Source organism: Klebsiella sp. RHBSTW-00484, from assembly GCF_013705725.1.
GTDB lineage: Bacteria > Pseudomonadota > Gammaproteobacteria > Enterobacterales > Enterobacteriaceae > Klebsiella.
The window spans coordinates 4,241,467-4,266,563 of the sequence record NZ_CP055481.1; the positions used below are offsets into that span (position 1 = coordinate 4,241,467).

At 50.6% G+C, this 25,097-nt stretch carries 18 protein-coding genes and 7 tRNA genes; 20 read left to right on the forward strand and 5 right to left on the reverse strand.

The annotated features are described in order from the left end of the window. The first annotated feature begins 183 nt into the window (after positions 1 to 183). From HV213_RS20085 to HV213_RS20115, 7 genes are all read left to right on the forward strand, one after another. Positions 184 to 260 (forward strand) — tRNA-Met (locus tag HV213_RS20085). A 6-nt stretch (positions 261 to 266) separates the two neighbouring features. After that, positions 267 to 351, forward strand: a tRNA-Leu gene (locus tag HV213_RS20090). Between the two features lie 35 nt (positions 352 to 386). Beyond that, positions 387 to 461, forward strand: a tRNA-Gln gene (locus HV213_RS20095). A 36-nt stretch (positions 462 to 497) separates the two neighbouring features. Beyond that, positions 498 to 572 (forward strand) — tRNA-Gln (locus HV213_RS20100). A gap of 22 nt (positions 573 to 594) precedes the next feature. After that, positions 595 to 671, forward strand: a tRNA-Met gene (locus HV213_RS20105). Between the two features lie 44 nt (positions 672 to 715). Then, a tRNA-Gln gene (locus HV213_RS20110) sits at positions 716 to 790 on the forward strand. Between the two features lie 35 nt (positions 791 to 825). Further along, positions 826 to 900, forward strand: a tRNA-Gln gene (locus HV213_RS20115). Positions 901 to 1,003: 103 nt separating this feature from the next. On the opposite strand, the gene ubiF is transcribed toward HV213_RS20115, so the two are convergent. Next, positions 1,004 to 2,179 (reverse strand): 3-demethoxyubiquinol 3-hydroxylase, encoded by a 1,176-nt coding sequence (ubiF, locus tag HV213_RS20120; RefSeq protein ID WP_181483039.1) that lies wholly within the window; start codon positions 2,177 to 2,179, stop codon positions 1,004 to 1,006. 208 nt (positions 2,180 to 2,387) lie between these two features. Here ubiF and miaB point away from each other — a divergent pair, with 208 nt between their 5' ends. The 5 genes from miaB (at position 2,388) to lnt (ending at position 8,016) form a co-directional block, all read left to right on the forward strand. Next, on the forward strand, positions 2,388 to 3,812 hold the full coding sequence (gene miaB / locus HV213_RS20125; RefSeq protein ID WP_181483040.1) for a tRNA (N6-isopentenyl adenosine(37)-C2)-methylthiotransferase MiaB: 1,425 nt from the start codon (positions 2,388 to 2,390) through the stop codon (positions 3,810 to 3,812). A 155-nt stretch (positions 3,813 to 3,967) separates the two neighbouring features. Continuing rightward, positions 3,968 to 5,014 carry a PhoH family protein gene (locus HV213_RS20130; protein ID WP_181421762.1) on the forward strand — a complete coding sequence of 349 codons (1,047 nt, stop codon included), beginning with the start codon at positions 3,968 to 3,970 and terminating at the stop codon, positions 5,012 to 5,014. After that, positions 5,011 to 5,478, forward strand: coding sequence for an rRNA maturation RNase YbeY (gene ybeY / locus HV213_RS20135; protein ID WP_181483041.1), 468 nt, complete (start codon positions 5,011 to 5,013; stop codon positions 5,476 to 5,478). Before HV213_RS20130 ends, ybeY begins: the two co-directional genes overlap by 4 nt. Positions 5,479 to 5,576: 98 nt before the next feature. Then, complete coding sequence (corC, locus tag HV213_RS20140; RefSeq protein WP_110273348.1) at positions 5,577 to 6,455, forward strand: CNNM family magnesium/cobalt transport protein CorC; 879 nt, start codon at positions 5,577 to 5,579, stop codon at positions 6,453 to 6,455. A gap of 22 nt (positions 6,456 to 6,477) precedes the next feature. After that, positions 6,478 to 8,016: an apolipoprotein N-acyltransferase gene (gene lnt / locus HV213_RS20145; RefSeq protein ID WP_181483042.1), complete on the forward strand. Its 1,539-nt coding sequence runs from the start codon at positions 6,478 to 6,480 to the stop codon at positions 8,014 to 8,016. Between the two features lie 31 nt (positions 8,017 to 8,047). On the opposite strand, the gene HV213_RS20150 is transcribed toward lnt, so the two are convergent. Next, positions 8,048 to 9,982, reverse strand: coding sequence for a rhomboid family intramembrane serine protease (locus HV213_RS20150; RefSeq protein WP_181483043.1), 1,935 nt, complete (start codon positions 9,980 to 9,982; stop codon positions 8,048 to 8,050). Positions 9,983 to 10,393: 411 nt separating this feature from the next. Between HV213_RS20150 and HV213_RS20155 the strand changes: the two genes are divergently transcribed. The 7 genes from HV213_RS20155 to HV213_RS20185 all read left to right on the forward strand — a co-directional run bounded on the left by HV213_RS20155 (position 10,394) and on the right by HV213_RS20185 (position 19,380). Next, positions 10,394 to 11,305 (forward strand): amino acid ABC transporter substrate-binding protein, encoded by a 912-nt coding sequence (locus HV213_RS20155; protein WP_181483044.1) that lies wholly within the window; start codon positions 10,394 to 10,396, stop codon positions 11,303 to 11,305. 163 nt (positions 11,306 to 11,468) lie between these two features. After that, positions 11,469 to 12,209 carry an amino acid ABC transporter permease gene (locus HV213_RS20160; protein WP_181483045.1) on the forward strand — a complete coding sequence of 247 codons (741 nt, stop codon included), beginning with the start codon at positions 11,469 to 11,471 and terminating at the stop codon, positions 12,207 to 12,209. Further along, entirely contained in the window at positions 12,209 to 12,883 is a 675-nt protein-coding gene (gene gltK, locus HV213_RS20165) for a glutamate/aspartate ABC transporter permease GltK (RefSeq protein WP_181483046.1), read from the forward strand. Before HV213_RS20160 ends, gltK begins: the two co-directional genes overlap by 1 nt. Continuing rightward, the gene (locus HV213_RS20170) at positions 12,883 to 13,608 is read left to right on the forward strand and encodes an amino acid ABC transporter ATP-binding protein (protein WP_181483047.1); all 726 of its coding nucleotides are present in this window, start codon (positions 12,883 to 12,885) and stop codon (positions 13,606 to 13,608) included. The genes gltK and HV213_RS20170 overlap by 1 nt, the downstream gene beginning before the upstream one ends. Positions 13,609 to 13,974: 366 nt before the next feature. Further along, positions 13,975 to 15,648, forward strand: coding sequence for a ShlB/FhaC/HecB family hemolysin secretion/activation protein (locus tag HV213_RS20175; protein WP_181483048.1), 1,674 nt, complete (start codon positions 13,975 to 13,977; stop codon positions 15,646 to 15,648). A gap of 69 nt (positions 15,649 to 15,717) precedes the next feature. Continuing rightward, complete coding sequence (locus tag HV213_RS20180) at positions 15,718 to 17,505, forward strand: filamentous hemagglutinin N-terminal domain-containing protein (RefSeq protein WP_181483049.1); 1,788 nt, start codon at positions 15,718 to 15,720, stop codon at positions 17,503 to 17,505. Positions 17,506 to 17,694: 189 nt separating this feature from the next. After that, positions 17,695 to 19,380 carry a molecular chaperone HscC gene (locus tag HV213_RS20185; RefSeq protein WP_181483050.1) on the forward strand — a complete coding sequence of 562 codons (1,686 nt, stop codon included), beginning with the start codon at positions 17,695 to 17,697 and terminating at the stop codon, positions 19,378 to 19,380. Positions 19,381 to 19,435: 55 nt separating this feature from the next. Here the strand turns inward: HV213_RS20185 and HV213_RS20190 are convergent, their stop codons facing one another. From HV213_RS20190 to HV213_RS20200, 3 genes are all read right to left on the reverse strand, one after another. Beyond that, complete coding sequence (locus HV213_RS20190; protein WP_181483051.1) at positions 19,436 to 20,863, reverse strand: J domain-containing protein; 1,428 nt, start codon at positions 20,861 to 20,863, stop codon at positions 19,436 to 19,438. After that, positions 20,860 to 21,570 carry a DUF1266 domain-containing protein gene (locus tag HV213_RS20195; RefSeq protein WP_181483052.1) on the reverse strand — a complete coding sequence of 237 codons (711 nt, stop codon included), beginning with the start codon at positions 21,568 to 21,570 and terminating at the stop codon, positions 20,860 to 20,862. Before HV213_RS20195 ends, HV213_RS20190 begins: the two co-directional genes overlap by 4 nt. Positions 21,571 to 21,802: 232 nt before the next feature. Next, a complete protein-coding gene (locus tag HV213_RS20200) occupies positions 21,803 to 22,285 on the reverse strand; it encodes a zinc ribbon-containing protein (RefSeq protein WP_014228404.1) in 483 nt (160 codons plus the stop codon). A 227-nt stretch (positions 22,286 to 22,512) separates the two neighbouring features. On the opposite strand from HV213_RS20200, the gene leuS reads away from it, so the two are divergent. After that, entirely contained in the window at positions 22,513 to 25,095 is a 2,583-nt protein-coding gene (gene leuS, locus HV213_RS20205; RefSeq protein ID WP_181483053.1) for a leucine--tRNA ligase, read from the forward strand. Positions 25,096 to 25,097 lie beyond the last annotated feature (2 nt).

Below are 25,097 nucleotides of genomic sequence, written 5' to 3' on the forward strand. Positions count from 1 at the left end.
TGCCTTATGCAAATCATTAAAAACGATAAATAACCAATAATTGCCGATTATTACACCACGCTGTTCGCAACCTAACCAAACAGTCGTTTTCAGCCCATTTTCGATGAAAAAGGGGTTGACGCTTTAAGGCTCAATACGCATAATGCGCCCCGCAACGCCGATAAGGTAACGCGAAAAAAAGATGGCTACGTAGCTCAGCTGGTTAGAGCACATCACTCATAATGATGGGGTCACAGGTTCAAATCCCGTCGTAGCCACCATATTTTGCGGGAGTGGCGAAATTGGTAGACGCACCAGATTTAGGTTCTGGCGCCGCAAGGTGTGCGAGTTCAAGTCTCGCCTCCCGCACCATTTACTCTTTCGCGTTGCAAGTAAAAGTTTTTTGTTGGGGTATCGCCAAGCGGTAAGGCACCGGTTTTTGATACCGGCATTCCCTGGTTCGAATCCAGGTACCCCAGCCATATTTCTTCGATGTTTGCGGTTCACCGCGACGGTATTGGGGTATCGCCAAGCGGTAAGGCACCGGTTTTTGATACCGGCATTCCCTGGTTCGAATCCAGGTACCCCAGCCATCGAAGAATATGATAAGATTTTGGCTACGTAGCTCAGCTGGTTAGAGCACATCACTCATAATGATGGGGTCACAGGTTCGAATCCCGTCGTAGCCACCATACAAGGACTTATTGATTTAGTTCGATAAATCCAAAAAAATTGTTGGGGTATCGCCAAGCGGTAAGGCTCTGGTTTCTGATACCAGCATTCCGAGGTTCGAATCCTCGTACCCCAGCCAATTTAAAAAGTCGCTCACATAGTGGGCGCACCCGTTGGGGTATCGCCAAGCGGTAAGGCTCTGGTTTCTGATACCAGCATTCCGAGGTTCGAATCCTCGTACCCCAGCCACTTAATAGCAAAAAGCTCGCTTCGGCGGGCTTTTTGCTTTCTGGCGTTTACATCACACACATCATTTCGTCGCCCGGCTCAGCACAAGCCGGGAACGTCTTGTTTATAACCCCAACGCGTACTTCAGTGCCTGTCGCTTCAGGACACCAGCTCGCCCGGCAGCCATCAGGCCGATATTTCGCAGCATACGGACTGGTGCCAGATCGTTGCTGAACCCGGCATAAAACAGATCCATCCCCGTTTGCATAGTCAGGTTATCTGCTCTGCGCCGGGCCTGGTAGCGCTTGAGTACAGGCAGACTGGCCCACTCTTCACCGCGCTCGCGCGCCCGGGAAAGAATATCCAGCAGCGCATCGACATCACGATAACCTAAGTTCACCCCCTGCCCGGCTAGCGGATGAATAGTGTGCGCGGCGTCGCCCACCAACGCCAATCCCGGCTTAACGTATTGCAGCGCATGGCGACGGGTCAGCGGGAATGCACCCGCGCTTAGCGGTGTAACCTCACCCAGACGGGACGGGAAATGGCGGGCAATTTCTTGCTGCAGCTGAGCCATATTCATTCCCTGCAGTTGGCGGATCCGCGCGGGCGTGTCGTACCACACGAGTGAAGCCCAATGGTCGAACAGCGGTAAAAATGCGCGCGGTCCCGTTGGAGTGAACTGCTGCCAGGTACTATCACCGGGATCGTCCACGCACTGCACGCTTATCAACATGCAGGATTGCTGATACTGCCACGCCTGGACGCCGATTCCCGCCAGTTGCCGTACCTGCGAGTTAGCGCCATCCGCCCCAATCACCAGAAGCGCATCGTACTGATTATCATCAGTCAACGTTAGTGAAGCATGTGCTTCTGCGTGGCACATTTCCTTCAATGACGCTCCCACATGAAGAGAGACTTGCGCATGGGCTTCCAGCGCCTGCCATAAAGCAAGCTGGAGGACGTTATTTTCCACCATGTAGCCCAGCTCAGGCAGCTCCAGTTCTGCCGCATTAAAGGCAACATGGGCACTTTCCCACTCCCAGGTCTCCAGTTGACGATAAGCATGGACGCGCATCGCCCGAACTGAATCCCAGACACCCAGACTTTTCAGTAGCCCTACGGATGAAGCGCTGATTGCCGAAATACGCACATCTGGAACCGAGGTCGCATCAAAAGTTGGCGGCGCATTTTTTTCAATCACCGTCACCGTAAAGCCGCGCTGTGCTAGCCCCAATGCCAGGGCGCCGCCAACCATTCCGCCGCCGACGATAACGACATCTGTTGCATGAATTGTCATGGCTATTATCCTTAAACTCGAATCCCTTGAGTTTACCGGATTTTTATTCACCTTGTGGTGATTACGGTCGTACTGGTCAGGGCGCGGTCAAAGCATTACAATACGCGCCCTGCAATCCTGGCTTTATATCCGTCACCCTTCACATTGCAGAGCAACATCCGGTGAAGACGCTGACTTTGGGTATACCTAATTAAGCATGAGCAAGTCGATGACAAAAAAACTCCATATTAAAACCTGGGGCTGTCAGATGAACGAATACGATTCATCAAAGATGGCCGATCTGCTGGATGCCACGCACGGGTTTCAACTCACCGAAGTGGCAGAAGAAGCGGATGTGCTGCTGCTCAATACCTGCTCAATCCGTGAGAAGGCCCAGGAAAAAGTTTTCCATCAACTCGGTCGCTGGAAACTGCTGAAAGAGAAAAACCCCAACCTGATCATTGGCGTTGGCGGCTGTGTGGCTTCTCAGGAAGGCGATCATATTCGCCAGCGCGCTCACTATGTCGATATTATTTTCGGGCCGCAGACCCTGCACCGCCTGCCGGAAATGATCAACTCCGTACGCGGTAATCGCAGCCCGGTTGTCGATATCAGCTTCCCGGAAATCGAAAAATTCGATCGTCTACCGGAACCCCGTGCCGACGGGCCAAGCGCATTTGTTTCGATCATGGAAGGCTGCAACAAATATTGCACCTATTGCGTGGTGCCTTACACTCGCGGTGAAGAAGTCAGCCGCCCGAGCGACGATATTCTGTTTGAAATCGCGCAGCTCGCGGCTCAGGGCGTGCGTGAAGTTAACCTGCTCGGGCAGAACGTGAACGCCTGGCGCGGTGAAAACTACGATGGCACCCCTGGCAGCTTTGCCGATCTTCTGCGCCTGGTTGCGGCGATCGACGGTATTGACCGGATTCGTTTTACCACCAGCCATCCGATCGAATTCACCGATGACATTATTGAGGTTTATCGCGACACGCCGGAGCTGGTGAGCTTCCTGCATCTGCCGGTGCAGAGCGGTTCTGACCGTGTGCTGAATCTTATGGGGCGCACCCATACGGCTCTGGAATACAAAGCGATTATCCGCAAACTGCGCGCGGCACGTCCTGATATTCAGATTAGCTCCGACTTCATCGTCGGCTTCCCTGGTGAAACCACCCAGGATTTCGAGCAGACCATGAAGCTGATTGCGGATGTGAATTTCGATATGAGCTACAGCTTTATCTTCTCCGCGCGCCCGGGCACCCCGGCAGCCGATATGGTCGATGACGTACCGGAAGAAGATAAGAAGCAGCGCCTGTATATTCTGCAGGAGCGAATCAACCAGCAGGCAACGGCATGGAGCCGTCGTATGCTCGGCACCGTGCAGCGTATTCTGGTGGAGGGCACTTCACGTAAAAGCGTTATGGAGCTTTCCGGTCGTACCGAGAATAACCGCGTGGTCAACTTCGAAGGTTCACCTGAGATGATTGGCAAGTTTGTCGATGTCGAAATCACCGACGTCTGGACAAACTCCCTGCGCGGTAAAGTGGTACGTACCGAAGACGAAATGGGCCTGCGCATCGCAGAAACGCCGGAATCGGTGATTGCTCGTACCCGTAAAGAAAACGATCTTGGCGTCGGTATCTACCAGCCATAATCTGTTCAGGCCTGCCGACTCCGGCAGGCCTTGTATTTCCTCTCCTGAACCCAATATCTACAGCGATGCTTGCGCCATATTCCGATGACGTGAATAATTTCCTGACAGGCCGGCGAACGTTTACCTTCCGGCTACCTATGCATAAGAGGAACAGTTTGAACACAGACACTCGCGAAATCACCCTTGAGCCCGCTGATAATGCCCGTCTGCTGAGCCTTTGCGGCCCATTTGATGACAACATTAAACAGCTGGAACGCCGTCTCGGCATCGAGATTAATCGTCGTGACAACCACTTTAAAATAACCGGTCGCCCGATTTGCGTCACCGCTGCGGCGGATATCCTGCGCAGCCTGTATGTCGATACTGCACCGATGCGCGGCGAACTTCAGGATATTGAACCAGAACAAATTCACCTGGCGATCAAAGAAGCCCGCGTGCTGGAGCAAAGCGCCGAAAGCGTGCCGGACTTCGGCAAGGCCATCAATATCAAAACTAAGCGTGGCGTGATCAAACCGCGCACGCCGAATCAGGCGCAGTATATTGCCAATATTCTTGACCACGATATTACCTTCGGCGTTGGTCCTGCCGGGACCGGGAAAACCTACCTTGCAGTTGCTGCTGCGGTCGACGCGCTGGAGCGTCAGGATGTTCGTCGTATTCTGCTGACCCGTCCGGCCGTTGAAGCTGGTGAAAAGCTGGGCTTCCTGCCTGGCGACTTGAGTCAAAAAGTCGACCCGTATCTGCGCCCGCTGTACGACGCGCTGTTCGAGATGCTCGGTTTTGAGAAAGTCGAGAAGCTGATTGAGCGCAACGTGATTGAAGTCGCGCCGCTGGCCTATATGCGCGGTCGTACGCTGAACGATGCTTTTATCATCCTTGATGAGAGCCAGAACACCACCATCGAACAGATGAAGATGTTCCTGACCCGTATTGGTTTTAACTCCAAAGCGGTTATTACCGGCGACGTGACGCAGATTGACCTGCCGCGTAGCACCAAATCCGGCCTGCGCCACGCGATTGAAGTGCTGGCCGAAGTCGATGAGATTAGCTTCAACTTCTTCCATAGCGAGGACGTGGTGCGCCATCCGGTTGTCGCCCGCATCGTTAATGCCTATGAAGCGTGGGAAGAAGCGGACCAAAAACGTAAAGCAGAACAGGCCGCCGAGCGCAAACGCGAAGCCCAGGAGCAGGAACACAAATGAGTCAGGTTATTCTCGATTTACAGCTGGCTTGCGCAGATAACAGCGGTATGCCGGATGAGGCGCAGTTTCAACGCTGGGTCGATACCGTTATCCCGCAGTTCCAGGAAGAGTCGGAAGTCACGATCCGTCTGGTCGATGAAGCGGAAAGTCATGAGCTGAACATGACCTATCGCGGGAAGGACAAGCCGACTAACGTGCTGTCTTTCCCGTTCGAAGCCCCGCCGGGCATCGAATTACCACTGCTTGGCGATCTGGTCATCTGCCGTCAGGTCGTCGAGCAGGAAGCGAAAGAGCAAAACAAACCGCTGGAAGCGCACTGGGCGCATATGGTTGTCCACGGTAGTCTGCATCTTTTAGGCTACGACCATATCGTTGACGAAGAAGCGGAAGAGATGGAATCCCTCGAAACAGAGATAATGCTTGCTCTGGGCTATGAGGATCCGTACATTGCCGAGAAGGAATAACCTGCCGCCGGCTTTGCCGGCGACTGGCCGCTATGCCGGACGCTGAGTATACGCGTGACGAGCGACTATTTAACCAACATGAGAACCCATACGACGCCATGAGCGACGACAATTCACACAGTAGCGACACAGTAAACAGCAAAAAGGGATTCTTCTCCCTGTTACTCAGCCAGCTCTTTCACGGTGAACCCAAAAATCGTGACGAACTACTGGCGCTGATCCGTGATTCCGGGCAAAACGATCTTATCGACGAAGACACGCGCGATATGCTCGAAGGGGTAATGGATATCGCCGACCAACGCGTCCGCGACATCATGATCCCTCGCTCGCAGATGATTACCCTGAAACGCAACCAGACGCTGGACGAGTGCCTCGATGTCATCATCGAATCAGCCCACTCGCGTTTCCCGGTGATCAGCGAAGATAAAGATCACATTGAAGGGATTCTGATGGCCAAAGATCTGCTGCCGTTTATGCGCAGCGACTCGGAAGCCTTCAGCATGGAAAAAGTGTTGCGCCCGGCGGTTGTCGTGCCTGAAAGCAAGCGGGTTGACCGCATGCTGAAAGAGTTCCGCTCCCAGCGTTATCATATGGCTATCGTTATTGATGAGTTTGGTGGCGTCTCGGGTCTGGTGACCATTGAAGACATCCTTGAACTGATCGTCGGCGAGATCGAAGACGAATACGATGAAGAAGAAGATATCGATTTTCGTCAACTGAGCCGCCACACGTGGACGGTACGCGCGCTCGCCTCAATCGAAGACTTCAACGAAGCCTACGGAACCCACTTCAGCGACGAAGAGGTCGACACCATCGGCGGACTGGTGATGCAGGCATTTGGTCATCTGCCAGCCCGCGGCGAGTCTATCGAAATTGATGGTTACCAATTCAAGGTCGCAATGGCTGACAGCAGACGTATTATTCAGGTACATGTAAAACTTCCTGATGACGCGCCTCAGCCGAAGCTGGAAGACTAATCCAACGGGACGATTAACCTAAATGGTATTTGCCTCTCTTATTGAACGCCAGCGCGTACGCCTGCTGCTGGCGTTGTTATTCGGAGCCAGCGGAACGCTGGCTTTTTCACCTTATGATTTCTGGCCAGCGGCGATTATTTCGCTAATCGGTTTGCAAGGTTTAACCCTTAATCGTCGACCGGTGCAAAGCGCCGCTATTGGTTATTTCTGGGGGCTAGGCCTGTTTGGTTCCGGGATTAACTGGGTCTACGTCAGCATCGCCCAGTTCGGCGGGATGCCGGGGTCGGTCAACGTTTTGCTGGTTGTTCTGCTGGCGGCTTATCTGTCCCTTTATACCGGGTTATTCGCCGGTATTCTTTCGCGCCTGTGGCCGAAAACCAGTTGGATACGCGTGGCTGTCGCTGCACCGGTAGTGTGGCAAATTACCGAATTCCTGCGCGGTTGGGTATTAACCGGTTTCCCATGGCTGCAATTTGGCTACAGCCAGATTGACGGGCCGCTGAAAGGGTTGGCCCCTGTTATGGGCGTTGAGGCGATAAACTTCCTGCTGATGGTTGTCAGCGGCCTGCTAGTGCTGGCGCTTCTGCATCGTAGCTGGAAACCGCTGATCGCCGCCGTAGTGCTGTTCGCCCTGCCCTTCCCGCTGCGTTACATTCAGTGGTACCAGTTGCTACCGGAGCGAGCCACTCAGGTCTCGCTGGTACAAGGGGATATTCCTCAGGAGATAAAGTGGAATGAGGGCCACCTGGCCAGAACGCTGGAAACTTATCTGGATCTCACCCAGCCGCAAATGGGCAAATCTCAGCTCATCATCTGGCCGGAGTCGGCAATTCCGGATCTGGAAATTAACCAGCAGCGGTTCCTCAGCACGTTGGACGATCTACTACGGTCAAAAAACAGCTCACTGATCACCGGCATCGTCGATGCGCGTCTGAACGCGCAAAATCGCTACGATACCTACAACACCATTATTACCCTGGGCAAAGACAATCCTTACAGCTACGACTCGAAGAATCGCTACAACAAGAACCACCTGGTACCGTTTGGCGAGTTTGTGCCGCTGGAATCGATCCTGCGCCCGCTGGCTCCGTTCTTCGATCTGCCGATGTCCTCTTTCAGCCGTGGTCCTTACGTGCAGCCACAGCTTATCGCGCATAACATGCGTCTGACGGCGGCCATTTGCTATGAAATTATTCTTGGCGAACAGGTGCGCGATAACTTCCGCCCGGATACTGACTTCCTGCTGACCATCTCTAACGATGCGTGGTTCGGCAAATCAATCGGTCCGTGGCAGCACTTCCAGATGGCGCGGATGCGTGCGCTGGAGCTGGCCCGTCCGCTGCTGCGTAGCACAAATAATGGTATTACCGCCGTCATCGGTCCACGCGGTGAAATTCAGGAGATGATCCCGCAGTTCACCCGTGCCGTTCTGACCACTAAAGTCACGCCAACAACGGGCCTGACTCCGTACGCTCGCACAGGTAACTGGCCGCTATGGGCGCTGACTGCGTTATTTGGCTTCGGTGCGCTGTTGATAAGCCTGCGAGTCCGTAGGCAGTAACCTAAATGGGGGGAAGTCCCCCCATGTTCCATTATTCAACGTCAGGAAGACAGGCGACATTGCCAAAGTGAGGATGTCGAACGAGATCCCTCGGAGCAAGCGACTTGTCTCTATCCAACACCGTCAGCGCTTTTGCCCCCAACACATATATCTGCTTACCATCGACTGAAAACCGAACTTGCCTTGCGCGGCTGACAGGGTAAACCCCCACAACCTGGCTCGCATCCACGCTGAGCAGAACGATATATCCTTCCAACCCATAGGTCGATAGCGCGATATATCGACCATCCGGGCTTATCGCTTCAGCAGAATAGATACTTCGGCTGCACCATTGAGCCAGTCGTTTCGGCTGCTGCGATGCCCGGTCAATACGTGAAATCCCCAAGCTATCGGCAAAAATAACATCGCCGTTTTCCGGGCGAAAACCGACAACGGTCGTTGTCCCGTGAGCATCCCCTGCTGGGTAGTCCACCTTCTGCCGGGTATCGGTGTCAATGCGCTCAATATTGCGACTCACCATACCGAGGACCAATAGTGTTTTTTCATCCGGCGAGAGAATTGGCCTTATATTATGACCTCTGCCGTGACCTGACCCACCATAATCTTCCACGGGAATATCGCCAAGCAACTGATATGACGTCAGGTCAATGGCCGAAATGCTGTTGCTGGTGCGATTCATCACCCAGACGCGTTTGCCGTCGCGAGAGATCGCCATCGCGTCCGGGCTACGCCCCGTTGCGATAGTCTGAATGACTTCCCCCGTCGCAACCCGGATCACCGACAGTGAATCCGATTCAAACCCGGTCGCATAAAGCAGCGTTTCATCCAGACTAAGCTTCAGCGCTCTGACCCCCCGATCGCCACAATCGCTACAGCGCCCTTTGTAATTTGCAGCCCTTACCGTACCGGTAAACGTTCTCAGAACCTTACGTTGCTCGAGACTGTATACCGTGATGGTGTTTTTATCCTCAACCGCTGCGTATAGCGTCTTTCCATCCTTACTCAGCGCGATGTCATTGATGCCGGGTATCTCAGCCAGTGTCGTGCCACGGGCCTCTTCATTGCTTACCGGCTCTGGCAGCCTGACCATATACTTTTCGCGTTCATCGGCCAGAACCTGCCTCTTTTGCTGCCGCTCTTTCTCAACGCTGAGAGGATAAAATTCATTGCGCAGGCTCGCTCTGACCTCCAGGTCCGATTCATCAATCTGCTGCTGCGCAAGCCAGGTTCCCCCGAGTAACAAAACGCAGGCGGTACAGAAGAGCAATGTATTCAGAAGTAGCTTGTTACGCGACCCCATCTGAATCAGGACTATCGCAAAACCAATCACTGCTCCGGCGCACAGGCCGCCGACGTGGCTGGCATTATCAACCTCCTGCTGAGTACCGTACAAAAGTGTTAGCACGACCATGCCCAGCAGGGAATATAGCGTCCGGCGATCGTTTTCACTGCGCGTGCCTGGTTCCGCAAAAACCAGCGAGACTATTGATGCACCGGCCAGCCCCATAATGGCGCCGGACGCACCGATGCTGATAACCGCTTGCGGCGGTAAATAAAGAAAATGGAAAACAGTCTCACTACCCGCCCCGCGCTCACTGAGCGCATAGCTGGCGCTCACCAGCGAGCCAAAAGTACCAGATAATAAATACACCGCTACCAGGCGCCACCAGCCCAGTAATCTTTCTGCGCAAGCGCCGATGACCGCCAGAGCGAGCATATTCAAGAACAGATGAGAAAAAGAGCCATGGAGAAAAAGGCTGGAGACCAGGCGCCAGGCTTCACCAGTTAATGTCAGCGCCGCAACATTTGCGCCTAAGTGAATTAGTGTTGTGTTACCCACATCACCACCCACAGATGCCCGAGAAAAATAGCCAAACCAGACCACGTTCAGCGCAATAAGGATAAATGTGACATAAGGGATTTTAACGACAGATAAAATTGTCGATTTGATATGTTGTGAAGGCATTGCGATTTTCTTCCATGAAAAATATAAGCGGGGCTATTTTAACTTAGTTATTAACAAAGACCTATCTGAACATGATGATATTTTACTCACTTTCGCACTCTTCAACTGATTCTGGCACGTCAATTGCAAAATAAATCTTAGAGATGAATCACTTTCGTCTACTGGCAACACGTTCGCACCAACGCAGAGCAAGCGTGGCACGAAAACGGTGCAAAGAAGGATTTACGCCTCTTATTGGTGCGGTATGCTTCGCAAAAATCAACAATATAAGAGCAAAATATTTACATTAAGCCAAACTAAATGCTAACAAGCATATACAAATACTGCACACAAAGATGGCAGCAATAAAAAGCACACACATTCACAATGGGCATCAATAGCGTCAATGACGCTGAGGATAAGGAGTCGGATATGCAATTACGTAAACTCGCCGCAGCAATGCTGGCCATAGGTCTGACCGCCAGCGCGGCGCATGCAGAAGATGCTGCACCTGCCACCGGGCAGGGCACTCTGGATAAAATTGCCAAAAACGGCGTGATCGTCGTTGGCCACCGTGAATCCTCCGTTCCGTTTTCTTACTATGACAACAAGCAGCAAGTCGTCGGCTATTCTCAGGACTACTCCAATGCCATTGTTGATGCTATCAAGAAGAAACTGAACAAACCTGACCTGCAGGTAAAACTGATTCCGGTCACCTCGCAAAACCGTATCCCGCTGCTGCAAAACGGCACTTTTGATTTTGAATGCGGCTCCACGACTAACAACCTCGAACGGCAAAAACAAGCGGCCTTCTCCGACACGATCTTTGTTGTCGGTACGCGCCTGCTGGTGAAAAAAGGCGGTGCGATTAAAGACTTCGCGGACCTGAAGGATAAAGCCGTTGTTGTGACGTCGGGAACGACCTCAGAAATTCTGCTGCATAAGTTGAACGATGAGAAAAAAATGAATATGCGCATCATCAGTGCGAAAGACCATGGCGACTCTTTCCGCACCCTGGAAAGTGGTCGAGCAGTGGCCTTTATGATGGATGACGCGCTGCTGGCCGGTGAGCGAGCAAAAGCGAAGAAACCGGATAACTGGGAGATTGTAGGCACCGCTCAGTCTCAGGAAGCCTACGGCTGTATGCTACGTAAAGACGATCCGCAGTTCAAAACGCTGGTAGACGAAACCGTCGCACAGGCCCAGACCTCTGGCGAAGCGGCAAAATGGTTCGACAAATGGTTCAAAAACCCAATTCCGCCGAAGAACCTGAATATGAATTTCGAACTCTCTGAAGAGATGAAAGCGCTATTCAAATCACCAAACGACAAAGCTCTTAACTAATTAAAAAAACAAGGGGCGGGAAATCCTGCCCTCCCGATTGTTACTACAGCACGGACAGACTATACGGTGGCTGGTCGTTCCCCAGCCGCCGTGAATACCGCAACAAGCTGAGCAACAATCTTCGAGGGTAGCGCTGCTACCCTTTTTTTTCCAGGAGTCATTTATGTCAATAGACTGGAACTGGGGCATATTCCTGCAACAGGCCCCGTTCGGCAACACCACCTATTTAGGCTGGCTTTGGAGCGGTTTTCAGGTCACCGTCGCACTGTCGGTAACGGCCTGGATTATCGCCTTCTTCGTCGGTTCACTATTCGGTATTTTACGCACCGTTCCCAATCGCCTGTTATCAAGTATCGGTACCTGTTACGTTGAACTCTTCCGTAACGTCCCGCTTATTGTGCAATTCTTCACCTGGTATCTGGTGGTACCCGAACTACTGCCGGAAGACCTTGGCATGTGGTTTAAGTCCGAGCTGGATCCGAATATTCAGTTCTTTGTCTCTTCCATGTTGTGTCTAGGATTATTCACCGCCGCTCGCGTCTGTGAACAGGTCCGCTCCGGCATTCAGTCGCTGCCGCGTGGACAGAAAAACGCCGGGCTGGCGATGGGGCTGACGCTGCCGCAAACCTACCGCTATGTTCTGCTGCCTAACGCCTACCGCGTTATCGTGCCACCAATGACTTCTGAAATGATGAACCTGGTGAAGAACTCGGCCATTGCCTCCACCATCGGACTCGCCGATATGGCCGCGCAAGCGGGTAAGCTGCTGGATTACTCTGCTCATGCCTGGGAATCATTTACCGCGATCACCCTCGCCTACGTTTTCATCAACGCAATTATTATGCTGGTAATGTATGTGGTGGAACGTAAAGTTCGCCTGCCAGGCAATTTGGGGGGCAAATAATGTACGATTTTGACTGGAGTTCCATTGTTCCCTCCATGCCATACCTGTTGGCTGGCCTGGTTATCACGCTAAAAATCACCGTTATCGCGATTGTTATCGGGATTGTCTGGGGAACAATTCTGGCCGTTATGCGCCTGTCGAGCTTCCTCCCGCTAGCATGGTTTGCTAAAACCTATGTTAACGTTTTTCGCTCTATCCCGCTGGTAATGGTCCTGTTGTGGTTCTATCTGATTGTTCCCGGGTTCCTGCAAAACGTGCTGGGCCTGTCGCCGAAAACCGACATTCGCCTGATTTCAGCGATGATTGCGTTCTCCATGTTTGAAGCGGCGTACTATTCGGAAATTATTCGTGCCGGTATTCAGAGTATCTCACGCGGCCAGTCCAGCGCTGCGCTGGCACTGGGGATGACTCACTGGCAATCCATGAAACTGATTATTTTGCCGCAAGCATTTCGCGCCATGGTGCCACTGCTGCTTACCCAAGGTATCGTCCTGTTTCAGGATACCTCACTGGTCTATGTCCTGAGTCTGGCAGACTTCTTCCGCACCGCCTCTACTATCGGCGAGCGCGACGGAACCCAGGTTGAAATGGTCCTGTTCGCAGGGGCCGTATATTTTGTTATTAGTCTCAGCGCATCGCTGTTGGTCAGCTGGTTGAAGAAAAGGACTGTGTAATGATTACCCTGAAAAACGTTTCAAAATGGTATGGTCACTTTCAGGTGCTGACCGATTGCTCCACGGAAGTGAAAAAAGGCGAAGTTGTGGTCGTTTGCGGGCCATCGGGTTCGGGCAAATCAACGCTGATTAAAACCGTTAACGGTCTGGAACCCATTCAACAAGGTGAAATCATCGTTGACGGAACCAGAGTTAATGATAAAAAAACCAATCTGGCCAAACTTCGCTCGCGCGTTGGGATGGTGTTCCAGCACTTTGAACTGTTCCCACATCTGTCAATTATCGAAAATCTGACGCTGGCTCAGGTCAAGGTGCTTAATCGCGATAAAGCCGCTTCCCGCGCCAAAGGGTTAAAATTACTGGAGCGTGTAGGTCTCTCAGCTCATGCAGATAAATTTCCAGCCCAGCTTTCCGGCGGCCAGCAGCAGCGTGTGGCGATCGCCCGGGCGCTATGTATGGACCCTATTGCAATGCTGTTTGACGAACCCACTTCTGCGCTTGACCCGGAGATGATTAACGAAGTACTGGACGTCATGGTTGAACTGGCTAATGAAGGAATGACCATGATGGTGGTGACTCACGAGATGGGATTTGCCCGTAAAGTGGCCAACAGGGTGATCTTTATGGATGAAGGGAAAATTGTCGAAGATGCTGATAAAGAAGCCTTCTTCGCTAATCCTCAATCCGAACGAGCTAAAGATTTCCTCGCGAAAATTCTGCATTAAATTTCAGGCGTGTACGTAAAGTACACGCCCTCTCCCCCAGTCATATTCAATATGATTGAATATTAAAGTCAAAATAACCACATTCTATATATCAAATCTCATCTGCAATAATTCACAAACTGAAATAACCAATTCAAATAAAATTCAGGTTTTGCATCGTAGCCTGAATAACCTCGTGTAGCTAACATAGCGCAACTTTTTACAAAGACGCTGAGTATGTCGTTAAGTGATTTATTTTGGTGTTTTATAAAAAATAAAATTTTTAAAGAGTGAGCACCCAATTCGCCTTACTGACAAAATAGCTCCCGAGTCTGAGATAGACAAAACGGGGTATACTTACCAAATGAAACAAATGGACATTGCTTCATGGAAAAAAACCAAAAAAGACTACTCAACGCTATTTTGATTTATCTATTTCTGTCTGCATCCACCTTCGCGAATGTATCCACCAGCCATACCAACCAGACTGAGCAGGATAAAGCACGCCAAAGCGCATTAAAACCTGAGCAACAAGAATATCAGTCATCACGATCTGGTTCCTATAAACATAAATTAGTCTTTCCATCTGAAACAACGTGCCAATATATCAATAAGGTTGACATCATTTCCGAGGATGAAAAACTAACCCAGCGTCTATTAGGTGGCATTGCTATCCAGGCGGAACACCAATGCCTGGGCATTGCAGGTATACGCATACTCACTGCAACCTTACAAAACGAATTAATTACTCAGGGTTATATCACTTCGCTTATTGATGTTCCTTCACAATCTCTGAATAGCGGTATCCTAAAAATTACGCTCACCTATGGTCACATTGGTAACATCACATGGTCTGCGGACAATAAAGCAGCAACCAGCCTATGGAACTCTATGCCCTCTGCCAGCGGAGACATACTAAAGCTGACCGCTCTAGAACAAGGAATGGCTAACCTGCAGCGTACCCCAGGTTCATCAGCTCGAATGAAAATTGTTCCCGGACAAAAAAACGCTGAGAGTGATATTCAACTCGCGCGTAATTTGACAAAGAAATGGCAAGTCGGCGCCTGGCTGGATGACGCCGGAAGTCGCGCCAGCGGACGTTATCAGGGTGGTGGTGCACTTTATCTTTATGATTTAACCCCCCTGAATGACATTTTGTACTTCTCAGCCGGCGGTGACGTTGAATTCAATCAACATGATGATGGTAACCAGAATAGCAGCCTTTATTACTCCATCCCCTTCGGCTACTGGTCATTAAGTCTCTACGGCTCACAGAGTGAATATCTTCAACAGTTTAAGGGTAACTACTCGGTTACTGAATATAAAAGTAAAAACCGTTATGCCAGTGCAACGCTGTCGCGCCTGCTTTCACATACTCGGCAACAGAAAACAACGCTGGATGCCCGCATAGCAAAGAGCACATCGCACTACTATTTTGGCGGTAGTGAACTCAACGTAATGCGCAAGCAAAATCCGGTTTGGGAGCTAACCTTACGCCAGCAGCGTTACTTTGATAAAAAGATCGTCGATGCCAGCCTGGGCGTACAGCGTAGTTTGCCCTGGCTAAGTTCCACGCCCACTCCGGAGGAAAAAGCCGGGCTCTATAGCAAACTTTCACGCGTGGTCCATATGGATATCCAGGCCTTTATGAAATTTGACCTGACAGGCGATCGATTCAGCTACGCTCCGCATATCAGTGCCCAATTTAGTCCTGACATATTATCTACCGATAATAAATTCAATATTGGTAACCGTTGGACTGTACGTGGTTTCGATGGCGAGAATACCCTTTCTGGTAACCAGGGTTGGTACTGGAGCAACGATTTTATTTGGGACACTCCCCTCCCCGGCCAGCAGTTTTATTTAGGCCTGGATATTGGCCATATTATCGGCGAGGAACAATACAAAAAAGGGAAAGTCATATCAGGTGCAGTAAGCGGGCTCCGTGGAGAATTATTATCCACTCAGTATGATTTTTTCATTAGCACGCCGCTCATCAAACCCGATAGCTTTCATACCGATCCGTTTAATCTCGGCTTTTCATTAAAATGGAGATATTAGCACTGTTATTTATTTAAACCCATTGATAGTTAATTTCCTCATCCAATAATATTAAAAGGTATAAACTTAATGTTTAAATTCAAATTTTCTTACGTCATGCTGGCGGCAGCGCTTAGCTCAAGCTTTGTTTACGCCGACCCAACTACCTATACCCACTCTTCTGGCACTAAAGTCATTGATATTGAAAAACCCAATGCGGCCGGTGTCTCACATAACATGTATCGTGATTTTAATGTTGACAGCAAGGGCCTCATTCTCAACAACAGCGCTAACGATCTTAATCACGATTCGCTGGGTAACATTGCAAAGAACAACAATCTGACTGATGGTAACGCCTCCGTTATTCTTAATGAAGTTATCTCAAACAAATCCAGCGCATTGAACGGTTTTATTGAGGTTGCCGGGCAGAAAGCTGACGTCATCATCGCTAACCCAAACGGCATTAGCTGTTCAGGCTGTAGCTTTATCAACACCAATAAAGCGGTACTCACTACCGGCAAGGTTAATCTAAACGACAGTGGAGAAATCAGCAGTTATACCGTCACCGGAGGTGAGTTGACCATTGGGCAAAACGGAATGGATGCCACGAATAGTTATGCTGTTCTGCTCGCAGACGCTATAGCGATTAACGGCACAATTAATGCAAAAAACGCCATAGTCGGTGGTGGAAATTTTACATTTGATAATAGTACTGGCGCAATGACCTCTGCCGGGAAATCCGCCACGGTAATGCAAACATTGTTCCCTGAATACAGCGTCGACATCAGCAATCTCGGCGGTATCAAGGCGAACAGTATTAGTATGATAGGAAACAACTTAGGTTTCGGCGTGCGTAACAAAGGGGCAATCGTAGCGAACAGTAGCCTGGCAATGACCAGCAACGGTTTGCTAACCAACGAAGGTTCCATCACCAGTAATGGTATGATTACTCAAATTGCCTCTGCTGGTAATCTAAAAAATACGGGGAATATATCCACAAAAAATATGACGTTGTTGAATAGCTTGAGTTCGTTAACCAACGAAGGAGCTATTTCCAGTACTAAACAGTTGTTGGTCAGCGCATCGGGAAACATTGAAAATGCTGGAACGATCAAAAGCGAGACAACGCTAAACGTTACCACCGCCGGTAACCTGAAAACAACTTACGGTTCCAATTTGCTCTCCGACAACCAGTTGGTCGTAACCGCTCTTGGCAACATTGATAATGGCGGTTCCACTCGAGGAAAAAATACAATGATGACCTTCGGTGGCAACTCTCTTAAAGTAACTGGAAATATTTATGGTTATGACACCCTGCTCGTTCAGGCTATGAAAAGTAACGAGATGACCTCTGGAGAAATCACCAACTCAGGTACTATGTCAGGAAAAAATGTAACAATTCAGACAAAAGGTACTCTGGCGATAAATGCAGGTCACCTACTTGCCTCTGAGTCGTTAACTACCAATAGCTACTGGTTAAATAACGCCAAAGGTAATATTCGCGGTAATGACGCAACGATAAACTTAAATAACACGGTAACCAATAATACCGGTCATATCATTGGCGACACACTAAATATAACAACGAAACTGGATCTGCTTAATGAAGGTCTTATTCAATCTATGGGGGATTTGAATATTAACACTCAGGGTCGCGGTAATATCATCAACCGTAGCGTGATCTCAGCTGCTGGAACCATGACCCTGGATGCCACTAGGGTCATAAACGGTGGCTATAGCTGCGGTTGGTTCTATCTGAATACTTGTGGAAAAGGTACGCTAAGAGCTAATAAACTGATTCTGAACTCCACCCATCAATATGCCAACAATATGGGCGGAAATCAGTACTTCAAAGTAACCGAAGTCAACACCAAGTAATACGATTCATTAACTATATCTGCTGGCGTTTATCACGCCAGCATTTTTACCTATTCAACCGTATGTGCCGAAAATGACTATCTCCGTAGAGGAGATCCCACTCTGAACCTCTTAATTTGACTAAGATCACGATATACAAACACAGCTACCTTATCCTGCTACTTCTTTTCTTCTACATCGATGAACGCAATGGATAATGCTAACCTTGCTATTGGTATCGATCTCGGTACCACCAATAGTTTAATCGCCGTCTGGCAAAATGGTGCCGCACAGCTCATCCCAAATAAATTTGGTCAATACTTAACACCATCCGTAATTAGTCTTGATGATAACAATCAGATTCTGGTGGGAAAACCGGCAGTTTCACGTAGAACTTCTCACCCCGATAAAACAGCAGCATTATTTAAGCGGGCAATGGGTAGTAATACGAACTGGCAGCTCGGTGATGAGTCCTTTTCCGCACCAGAATTATCTTCGTTGGTATTGCGCTCATTAAAAGAGGACGCAGAAGAGTATCTACAGCAACCGATCTATGATGTCGTCATCTCTGTCCCCGCTTACTTTAGTGATGAGCAGCGCAAACATACGCGCCTGGCGGCTGAACTGGCGGGCCTGAACGCAGTTAGATTGATAAACGAACCGACCGCCGCAGCTATAGCCTACGGGCTACATACTCGCCAGAATACGCGTTCACTCATTTTCGACCTCGGCGGCGGCACCTTTGACGTCACCGTACTGGAATACGCTTTTCCTGTGATTGAGGTCCGTGCTTCTGCGGGTGATAACTATCTTGGCGGGGAAGACTTTACTCGATTGTTGCTGGAGGATGCACTCAAACGCTGGCAACTCGATCCGCTAGAAATCAGCCGTAACGCACGCTCTGCACTCTATAACGAGCTTGAAAGTACCAAGTGCAGTGGACTATTCCCGCTCAGTTGTACATGGCAACATCAGGAACGTTTGCTGGAAATCAGCTGGCACGAAGAGGAGCTGGAGACGCTATGGCTACCGCTGCTCAACCGCCTGCGCGCCCCTATTGAACAAGCGCTTAGAGACTCACTGCTGACGCCAGAACAAATCGACAGCCTGGTGCTGGTTGGTGGAGCGTCCCAGCACGCGCTAGTGCAACGCATCGCCGTGCGCCTGTTCGGTAAAATGCCGTATAAAAACTTCGATCCCAGCACGATTGTCGCCCTCGGCGCAGCCACGCAGGCAGCCTGTCGTCTGCGCCACGAAGATATTGACGAGGTAATCCTGACCGATGTTTGCCCCTATACCCTGGGCGTTGAGGTGTGTTCAAACGGCACTGACGGGGTGTTCTCGCCGATTATTGAGCGAAACACCACCGTGCCAGTATCAAAGGTCGAAACCTATTACACCCAACATCCGGAACAGAAATATATTGAAGTCAGCATCTACCAGGGCGAAAGCCATAAGGTGAAAAATAATATTCTGGTTGATGAGTTGTCTATTGAGCTGACTAAAACAGGGGGCATTCAGGCACTGGATATCCGCTTTAGCTACGATATCAATGGTCTTCTGGAAGTAGACGTTATTTTCCCCGATTCTGGTCAACGGGTATCAAAAGTCATTAACCGTAGCCCTCTACAGCTCAGTCAGGAGCAAATTGACACCAGTCGTGAACGCCTGGAAGCGTTAAAAATTTGCCCCAGAGACCTCTTGATCAATCGGACATTTAAAGCCCAGTTGGAAGAAAAATGGTCCAGAGCATTGAGCGACGAGCGGCAACGTATCGGCCATATCATCACCGAATTTGAAATCGCACTGCGGGAAAACGACGCGCAGGCCGCCGAGAATATTCGCCGGAAAACCTGTGCGGAGCTGGGTATCGTGCAACACCTCGATGTCCCCTGATTTAAGGCGTCTTATCTATATTATGCTGGAGCACACGCTCCAGCAGATTTATAGATCAGCCAAAAAGGTGCAAAATCCGACTCAGTGCCCCAGCGACCAGAAAAATGTAGAAAATCACTTTAATAACGCTGAATACATTGAACGGTTTCGCATTACTGCTGGCACTATCCAACTCATCATTGCCCTCCGCGTCAGCCTCATCAGAGGATGATATTTCTGCGCCCGATGGCATCAGGGCACCAATAATCAGCGCCTCAAAGGGACAAAGATCGTTCGCCATCTGTCTTTCAACCAACGGAAGGTAGTGCTTTGTTGCCAGCGTTTTCTGACGAACTAATAACTCAGCGACCTGGTACAGTGGCCAACGCGGATGCGAACAGTACTGTTTATCAATCTCCGGGAATTTATTTTGCAAAACACGCGTCACAAAACAACGGCTCAATGGCGATAATATCCCGCTATGCAGGGCTTCAGCCCACAGTAAACGCGTGCGGGCGCTGGTGCCGTGGAAGTAAGCCAACTCTTCACCCTCGCTATCCCGCTGCTCATGCCTTTCAACTGCCAGGACCACCAGCGGATAGTCGTCAGGGCGATTCTGGCGGCACCATTGCAGCAGCAGATTATCCATCTGCGTAGACGGCTCCTGTTTCCACAGGGCGCAAAGCCCAGGCAGCAGGCTGTCGCCTTCACCACAATAAACACGCTGAGCATATTCATAATATTGTGGACTAGTATTGTCCGGTTCATCCTCTCTCCACGCTTTTGCGACGGGAATCAGCTCCGGGATCCCCCATTGCAGCGAGCTGTACCAACGCAGCAAACGTCGCTGAAAATTAAGATCATCCGGTACAATCGTTACACCATGCTGATTGATAAAGTGGGAAAAAAACGAGGGATGATTGAAAAAAGATCCTTCCAGAGCAGCATAAAATGCGATGGTCTGATTTTGCACTTCAGCCGGTAGTGCCAATAGCCGCGAATAATCAAATAGATCGCCACGACGAAGGCTATGCAGAAAGTTATCCAGCGTTTCGTTATCAATCTCTTCGCCGCCGTCCTGACGCTCCCAGCCTAACCGCTCCGCCAGTAATCGTAGACAGGTATAAGAAACCGGCCAGGCTTCTTGTGCAATCGCGTACAGCGACCAGCGCAGTCTCTCCACTTGCTTAATAGAAAGCATATTGATCTGCTGGATAAAACGCTGCCAGGCTGCGGGTTGAAAGCGGCGTTCATCGCAGGCCAGCAAATCATGAAACGCCGCCAGCATATCGTTGACTTGCTGCGTATTCGCATCCAGCGCCACCACTGGCGCTGCGGGTTTTTTAGCTTCCTGCAAAGCGCTTTCATAAGCCTGACGCAGCGCTTTAAACCCCTGAGGATCGCTTTCCGGGTGAAACGACGGTAGCAGCGCCAGGTAGGCCTGACGAATAGCATCTGCATCGTTGGTATACTCGATACCAAGAACTTCCCAACATGTTTTCATAGATCGCTAACGTCCTTGAGCGTTTCCGGGCATTCGGGATAATCCACTAATAGCCGCCACGGCAGCGTGGCGTAAAAACTATCCTCTTGTGACACCAGGTCCCGAAACATGCGTTCACCCGCTTTGTCATACTCTTTGCGCGCTAAAAATATTTTCAGCGCCTTCAGATCATCCTCTTCTGGCGATTGCCAGTACAGTCGTCCCAGCGAGTAGGCGGCGTAATACTGCACCCAGCCGCTATAAAAATGCAGCGCCCGAAGATGCACCCGCGATTGCAGCCACAGACTCTCCTCTTGCGTTAACCATTTATTGAGTACACCCACTCGGCACAGAAACCCCATACGAACATAATCCCAGGCGCGTATCCCCCCTTCGCCACAGCACATCGCCGTTTCGGCAACAAACTGCGCGAAAGCGCGCCCTTTGTCACCCAGCCCATCACAGATAAGCGCCTGCCACTCCTGCGGCGAAAAGCGAAACCAATTGCAATAAAAACCAGCCAACTGTGTCGCATGACCATCATCCGTCATGCGATAAACGGTTTGAATTAATTCATCGCGATTTTCAATACCCCAGGAAGAGGCGAGATCGAAAAACTTCATTCCTTCATACATTTTTGGTGACGTGTGTGATGGGGAACAATCGTGGTTCAGAATTTCCATTGGAGTAGAAAGTGCAAATAATAAATATTGATCGTCTTTATTCATAAAGCAGCATCCATTGCTATCGAATTTATATTTCAATCGATAATGATATTTTCATCGTGTTATTCAGCCGTAATATACGGTGAGTATAAATGCAATGGAGATGAAAAGAACGAGCGGCATTTTCTTAAAAATAAAGGCCAATATATTGACGGGAATTATATTGACCTTCTAATTTATTCTGAATTCTACTCAACAACACCCGACGCATATTTATCACGCCGGGCCTCATTATTTATGGCTCGAATGGCCGACGCTGGAACTGATCGTGCCCGCATTTTGGGCAGCGTGGCAGTACATCTGGGGTATAAACCGGCAGATGATAATGGCACTTTTCACATACCAAATTTCCCAGTCCCACCACTTCACCACTGTGGTAAACGCCGTGATGGCTGAGATCCTGAAACACCTCGCGCCACTCAAGCTGAGTTTTATCCGTAATATCCGCTAACTCCTGCCACAGGCTTTCTTTAATCACGCGCATAAAGACGCTATCGGTGAGCTCATCCTGACTCTCTTCATAGCTGAGCGCGAACTCCTCCAGGTCACGTCTGACAGCGCGGATAACGTTCTCGATTTCGCTCTGCGTTAACTCGCCGGACTGGCTGATTTTAACCCTGGCCTGCTCCACCAGCGCATCAATATCGCGTTCTCCATTGCGTAACCGCTCGCTAAGCGTCGACACCAGCTCTCGGTAGAATTGAGCAACCTTGTTCATCATTTCGCCTCCGGTGTGGTTAACTTCTTCTAATAATAGACGTTATTTTCCCGGTGCTTTGCCAGTTAGCCCACATAGTCGTGAAATTTTCTCCGCCGCTTTCATCCATGGAAAGTGTGCGAAAGGCTGTTTTGACGTTGGCGTTTGGGCTATGCTATGCCGATCTGAAATAACACATCCATTGGCTACGCTTTGTAGCTGTATTGAACACAGGACCACTGGCTGCCATGCAAGAGCAATACCGCCCGGAAGAGATAGAATCGAAAGTCCAGCTTCACTGGGACGATAATCGTACATTTGAAGTAACTGAAGACGAGAGCAAAGAGAAGTATTACTGCCTGTCGATGCTTCCTTATCCTTCTGGTCGACTACACATGGGCCACGTGCGCAACTACACCATCGGCGACGTGATTGCTCGTTACCAGCGTATGCTAGGCAAAAACGTGCTTCAGCCTATCGGCTGGGATGCATTCGGTCTGCCTGCTGAAGGTGCGGCGGTAAAAAATAACACCGCTCCGGCCCCGTGGACCTACGACAACATCGCCTACATGAAAAACCAGCTGAAAAAGCTGGGATTCGGCTATGACTGGAGCCGTGAAGTCGCAACCTGCACCCCGGAATATTACCGCTGGGAACAGAAGTTCTTCACCGAACTGTATAAAAAAGGTCTGGTCTATAAAAAGACCTCAGCCGTTAACTGGTGTCCGAACGATCAAACCGTTCTCGCCAACGAACAGGTCATCGATGGCTGCTGCTGGCGCTGCGATACCAAAGTTGAGCGTAAAGAGATCCCGCAGTGGTTTATCAAAATCACCGCCTACGCTGACGAGCTGCTGAACGATCTGGATAACCTGGATCACTGGCCGGACACCGTGAAGACCATGCAGCGCAACTGGATTGGTCGCTCTGAAGGCGTCGAAATCTCCTTCGACGTGAACGAGTATGCTGACAAGCTGACGGTCTATACCACCCGTCCTGACACCTTTATGGGTTGCACCTACCTGGCCGTTGCAGCGGGTCACCCGCTGGCGCAGCAAGCTGCTGCCAACAACCCAGCGCTGGCTGCCTTTATTGACGAATGCCGCAATACCAAAGTTGCCGAAGCGGATATGGCGACCATGGAGAAAAAAGGCATTGATACCGGCTTTAAGGCAATTCACCCGCTGACCGGCGAAGCCATCCCGGTATGGGCGGCAAACTTTGTACTGATGGAATACGGTACTGGCGCAGTGATGGCCGTTCCGGGCCACGATCAGCGCGACTACGAGTTCGCCAGCAAATATGGTCTGAACATTAAGCCGGTTATTCTGGCTGCTGACGGGTCTGAACCTGATCTGTCCGCTCAGTCGATGACTGACAAAGGCGCGCTGTTTAACTCTGGTGAGTTCAGCGGTCTTGATCACGCAGCGGGCTTCAACGCTATCGCTGACAAACTGGCTTCTCTCGGCGTTGGCAAACGTAAGATCAACTATCGTCTGCGTGACTGGGGTGTATCCCGTCAGCGCTACTGGGGCGCGCCGATCCCAATGGTCACCCTGGAAGACGGTACCGTAATGCCAACGCCGGAAGATCAACTGCCGGTTATCCTGCCGGAAGATGTAGTGATGGATGGGATCACCAGCCCAATCAAGGCCGACCCTGAGTGGGCGAAAACCACCGTCAACGGTCAGCCTGCGCTGCGTGAAACCGATACTTTCGACACATTTATGGAGTCTTCCTGGTACTATGCGCGCTATACCTGCCCGCAGTATGACGAGGGAATGCTGGACCCTAAAGCCGCGAACTACTGGCTGCCAGTTGATATTTATATTGGCGGTATCGAACACGCCATCATGCACCTGCTCTACTTCCGCTTCTTCCACAAGCTGATGCGCGATGCGGGCATGGTGAACTCCGACGAACCAGCTAAACAACTACTGTGTCAGGGGATGGTGCTGGCGGATGCCTTCTACTACGTCGGCGAAAACGGCGAGCGCAACTGGGTTTCCCCGAAAGACGCGACCGTGGAACGTGACGAGAAAGGCCGTATCGTTAAAGCCTTCGACCCGCAAGGCCGCGAGCTGGTGTATACCGGCATGAGCAAGATGTCTAAGTCAAAAAACAACGGCATCGACCCGCAGGAAATGGTTGAGCGTTACGGCGCGGATACCGTGCGCCTGTTTATGATGTTCGCCTCTCCGGCAGACATGACCCTCGAGTGGCAGGAGTCTGGCGTAGAAGGTGCTAACCGCTTCCTGAAGCGCGTCTGGAAACTGGTTTACGAACACACCACCCAGGGTGCTGTTGCCGCGCTGGATGTTGCCAGCCTGAGTGAAGATCAGAAAGCGCTGCGCCGCGACGTGCATAAAACGATTGCCAAAGTAACCGATGATATCGGCCGTCGTCAGACCTTCAACACCGCCATTGCGGCGATTATGGAGCTGATGAACAAGCTGGCGAAAGCGCCGCAGGAAAGCGAACAGGATCGCGCGCTGATGCGTGAGGCTCTGCTGGCGGTCGTACGTATGCTCAACCCGTTCACCCCTCATGCCAGCTTTACTCTGTGGCAGGAGCTGGGCGGCGAAGGCGACATTGACAACACGCCGTGGCCGGTCGCTGACGAAGGCGCGATGGTTGAAAATACCACCCTGGTCGTCGTCCAGGTAAATGGTAAAGTTCGTGGTAAAATTACCGTTGCGGTGGATGCAACCGAAGAGCAGGTTCGTGAACGTGCTGGTCAGGAACATCTGGTCGCGAAATATCTTGACGGTGTGACCGTGCGTAAAGTCATTTACGTTCCGGGTAAACTGCTCAATCTGGTCGTTGGCTAAGC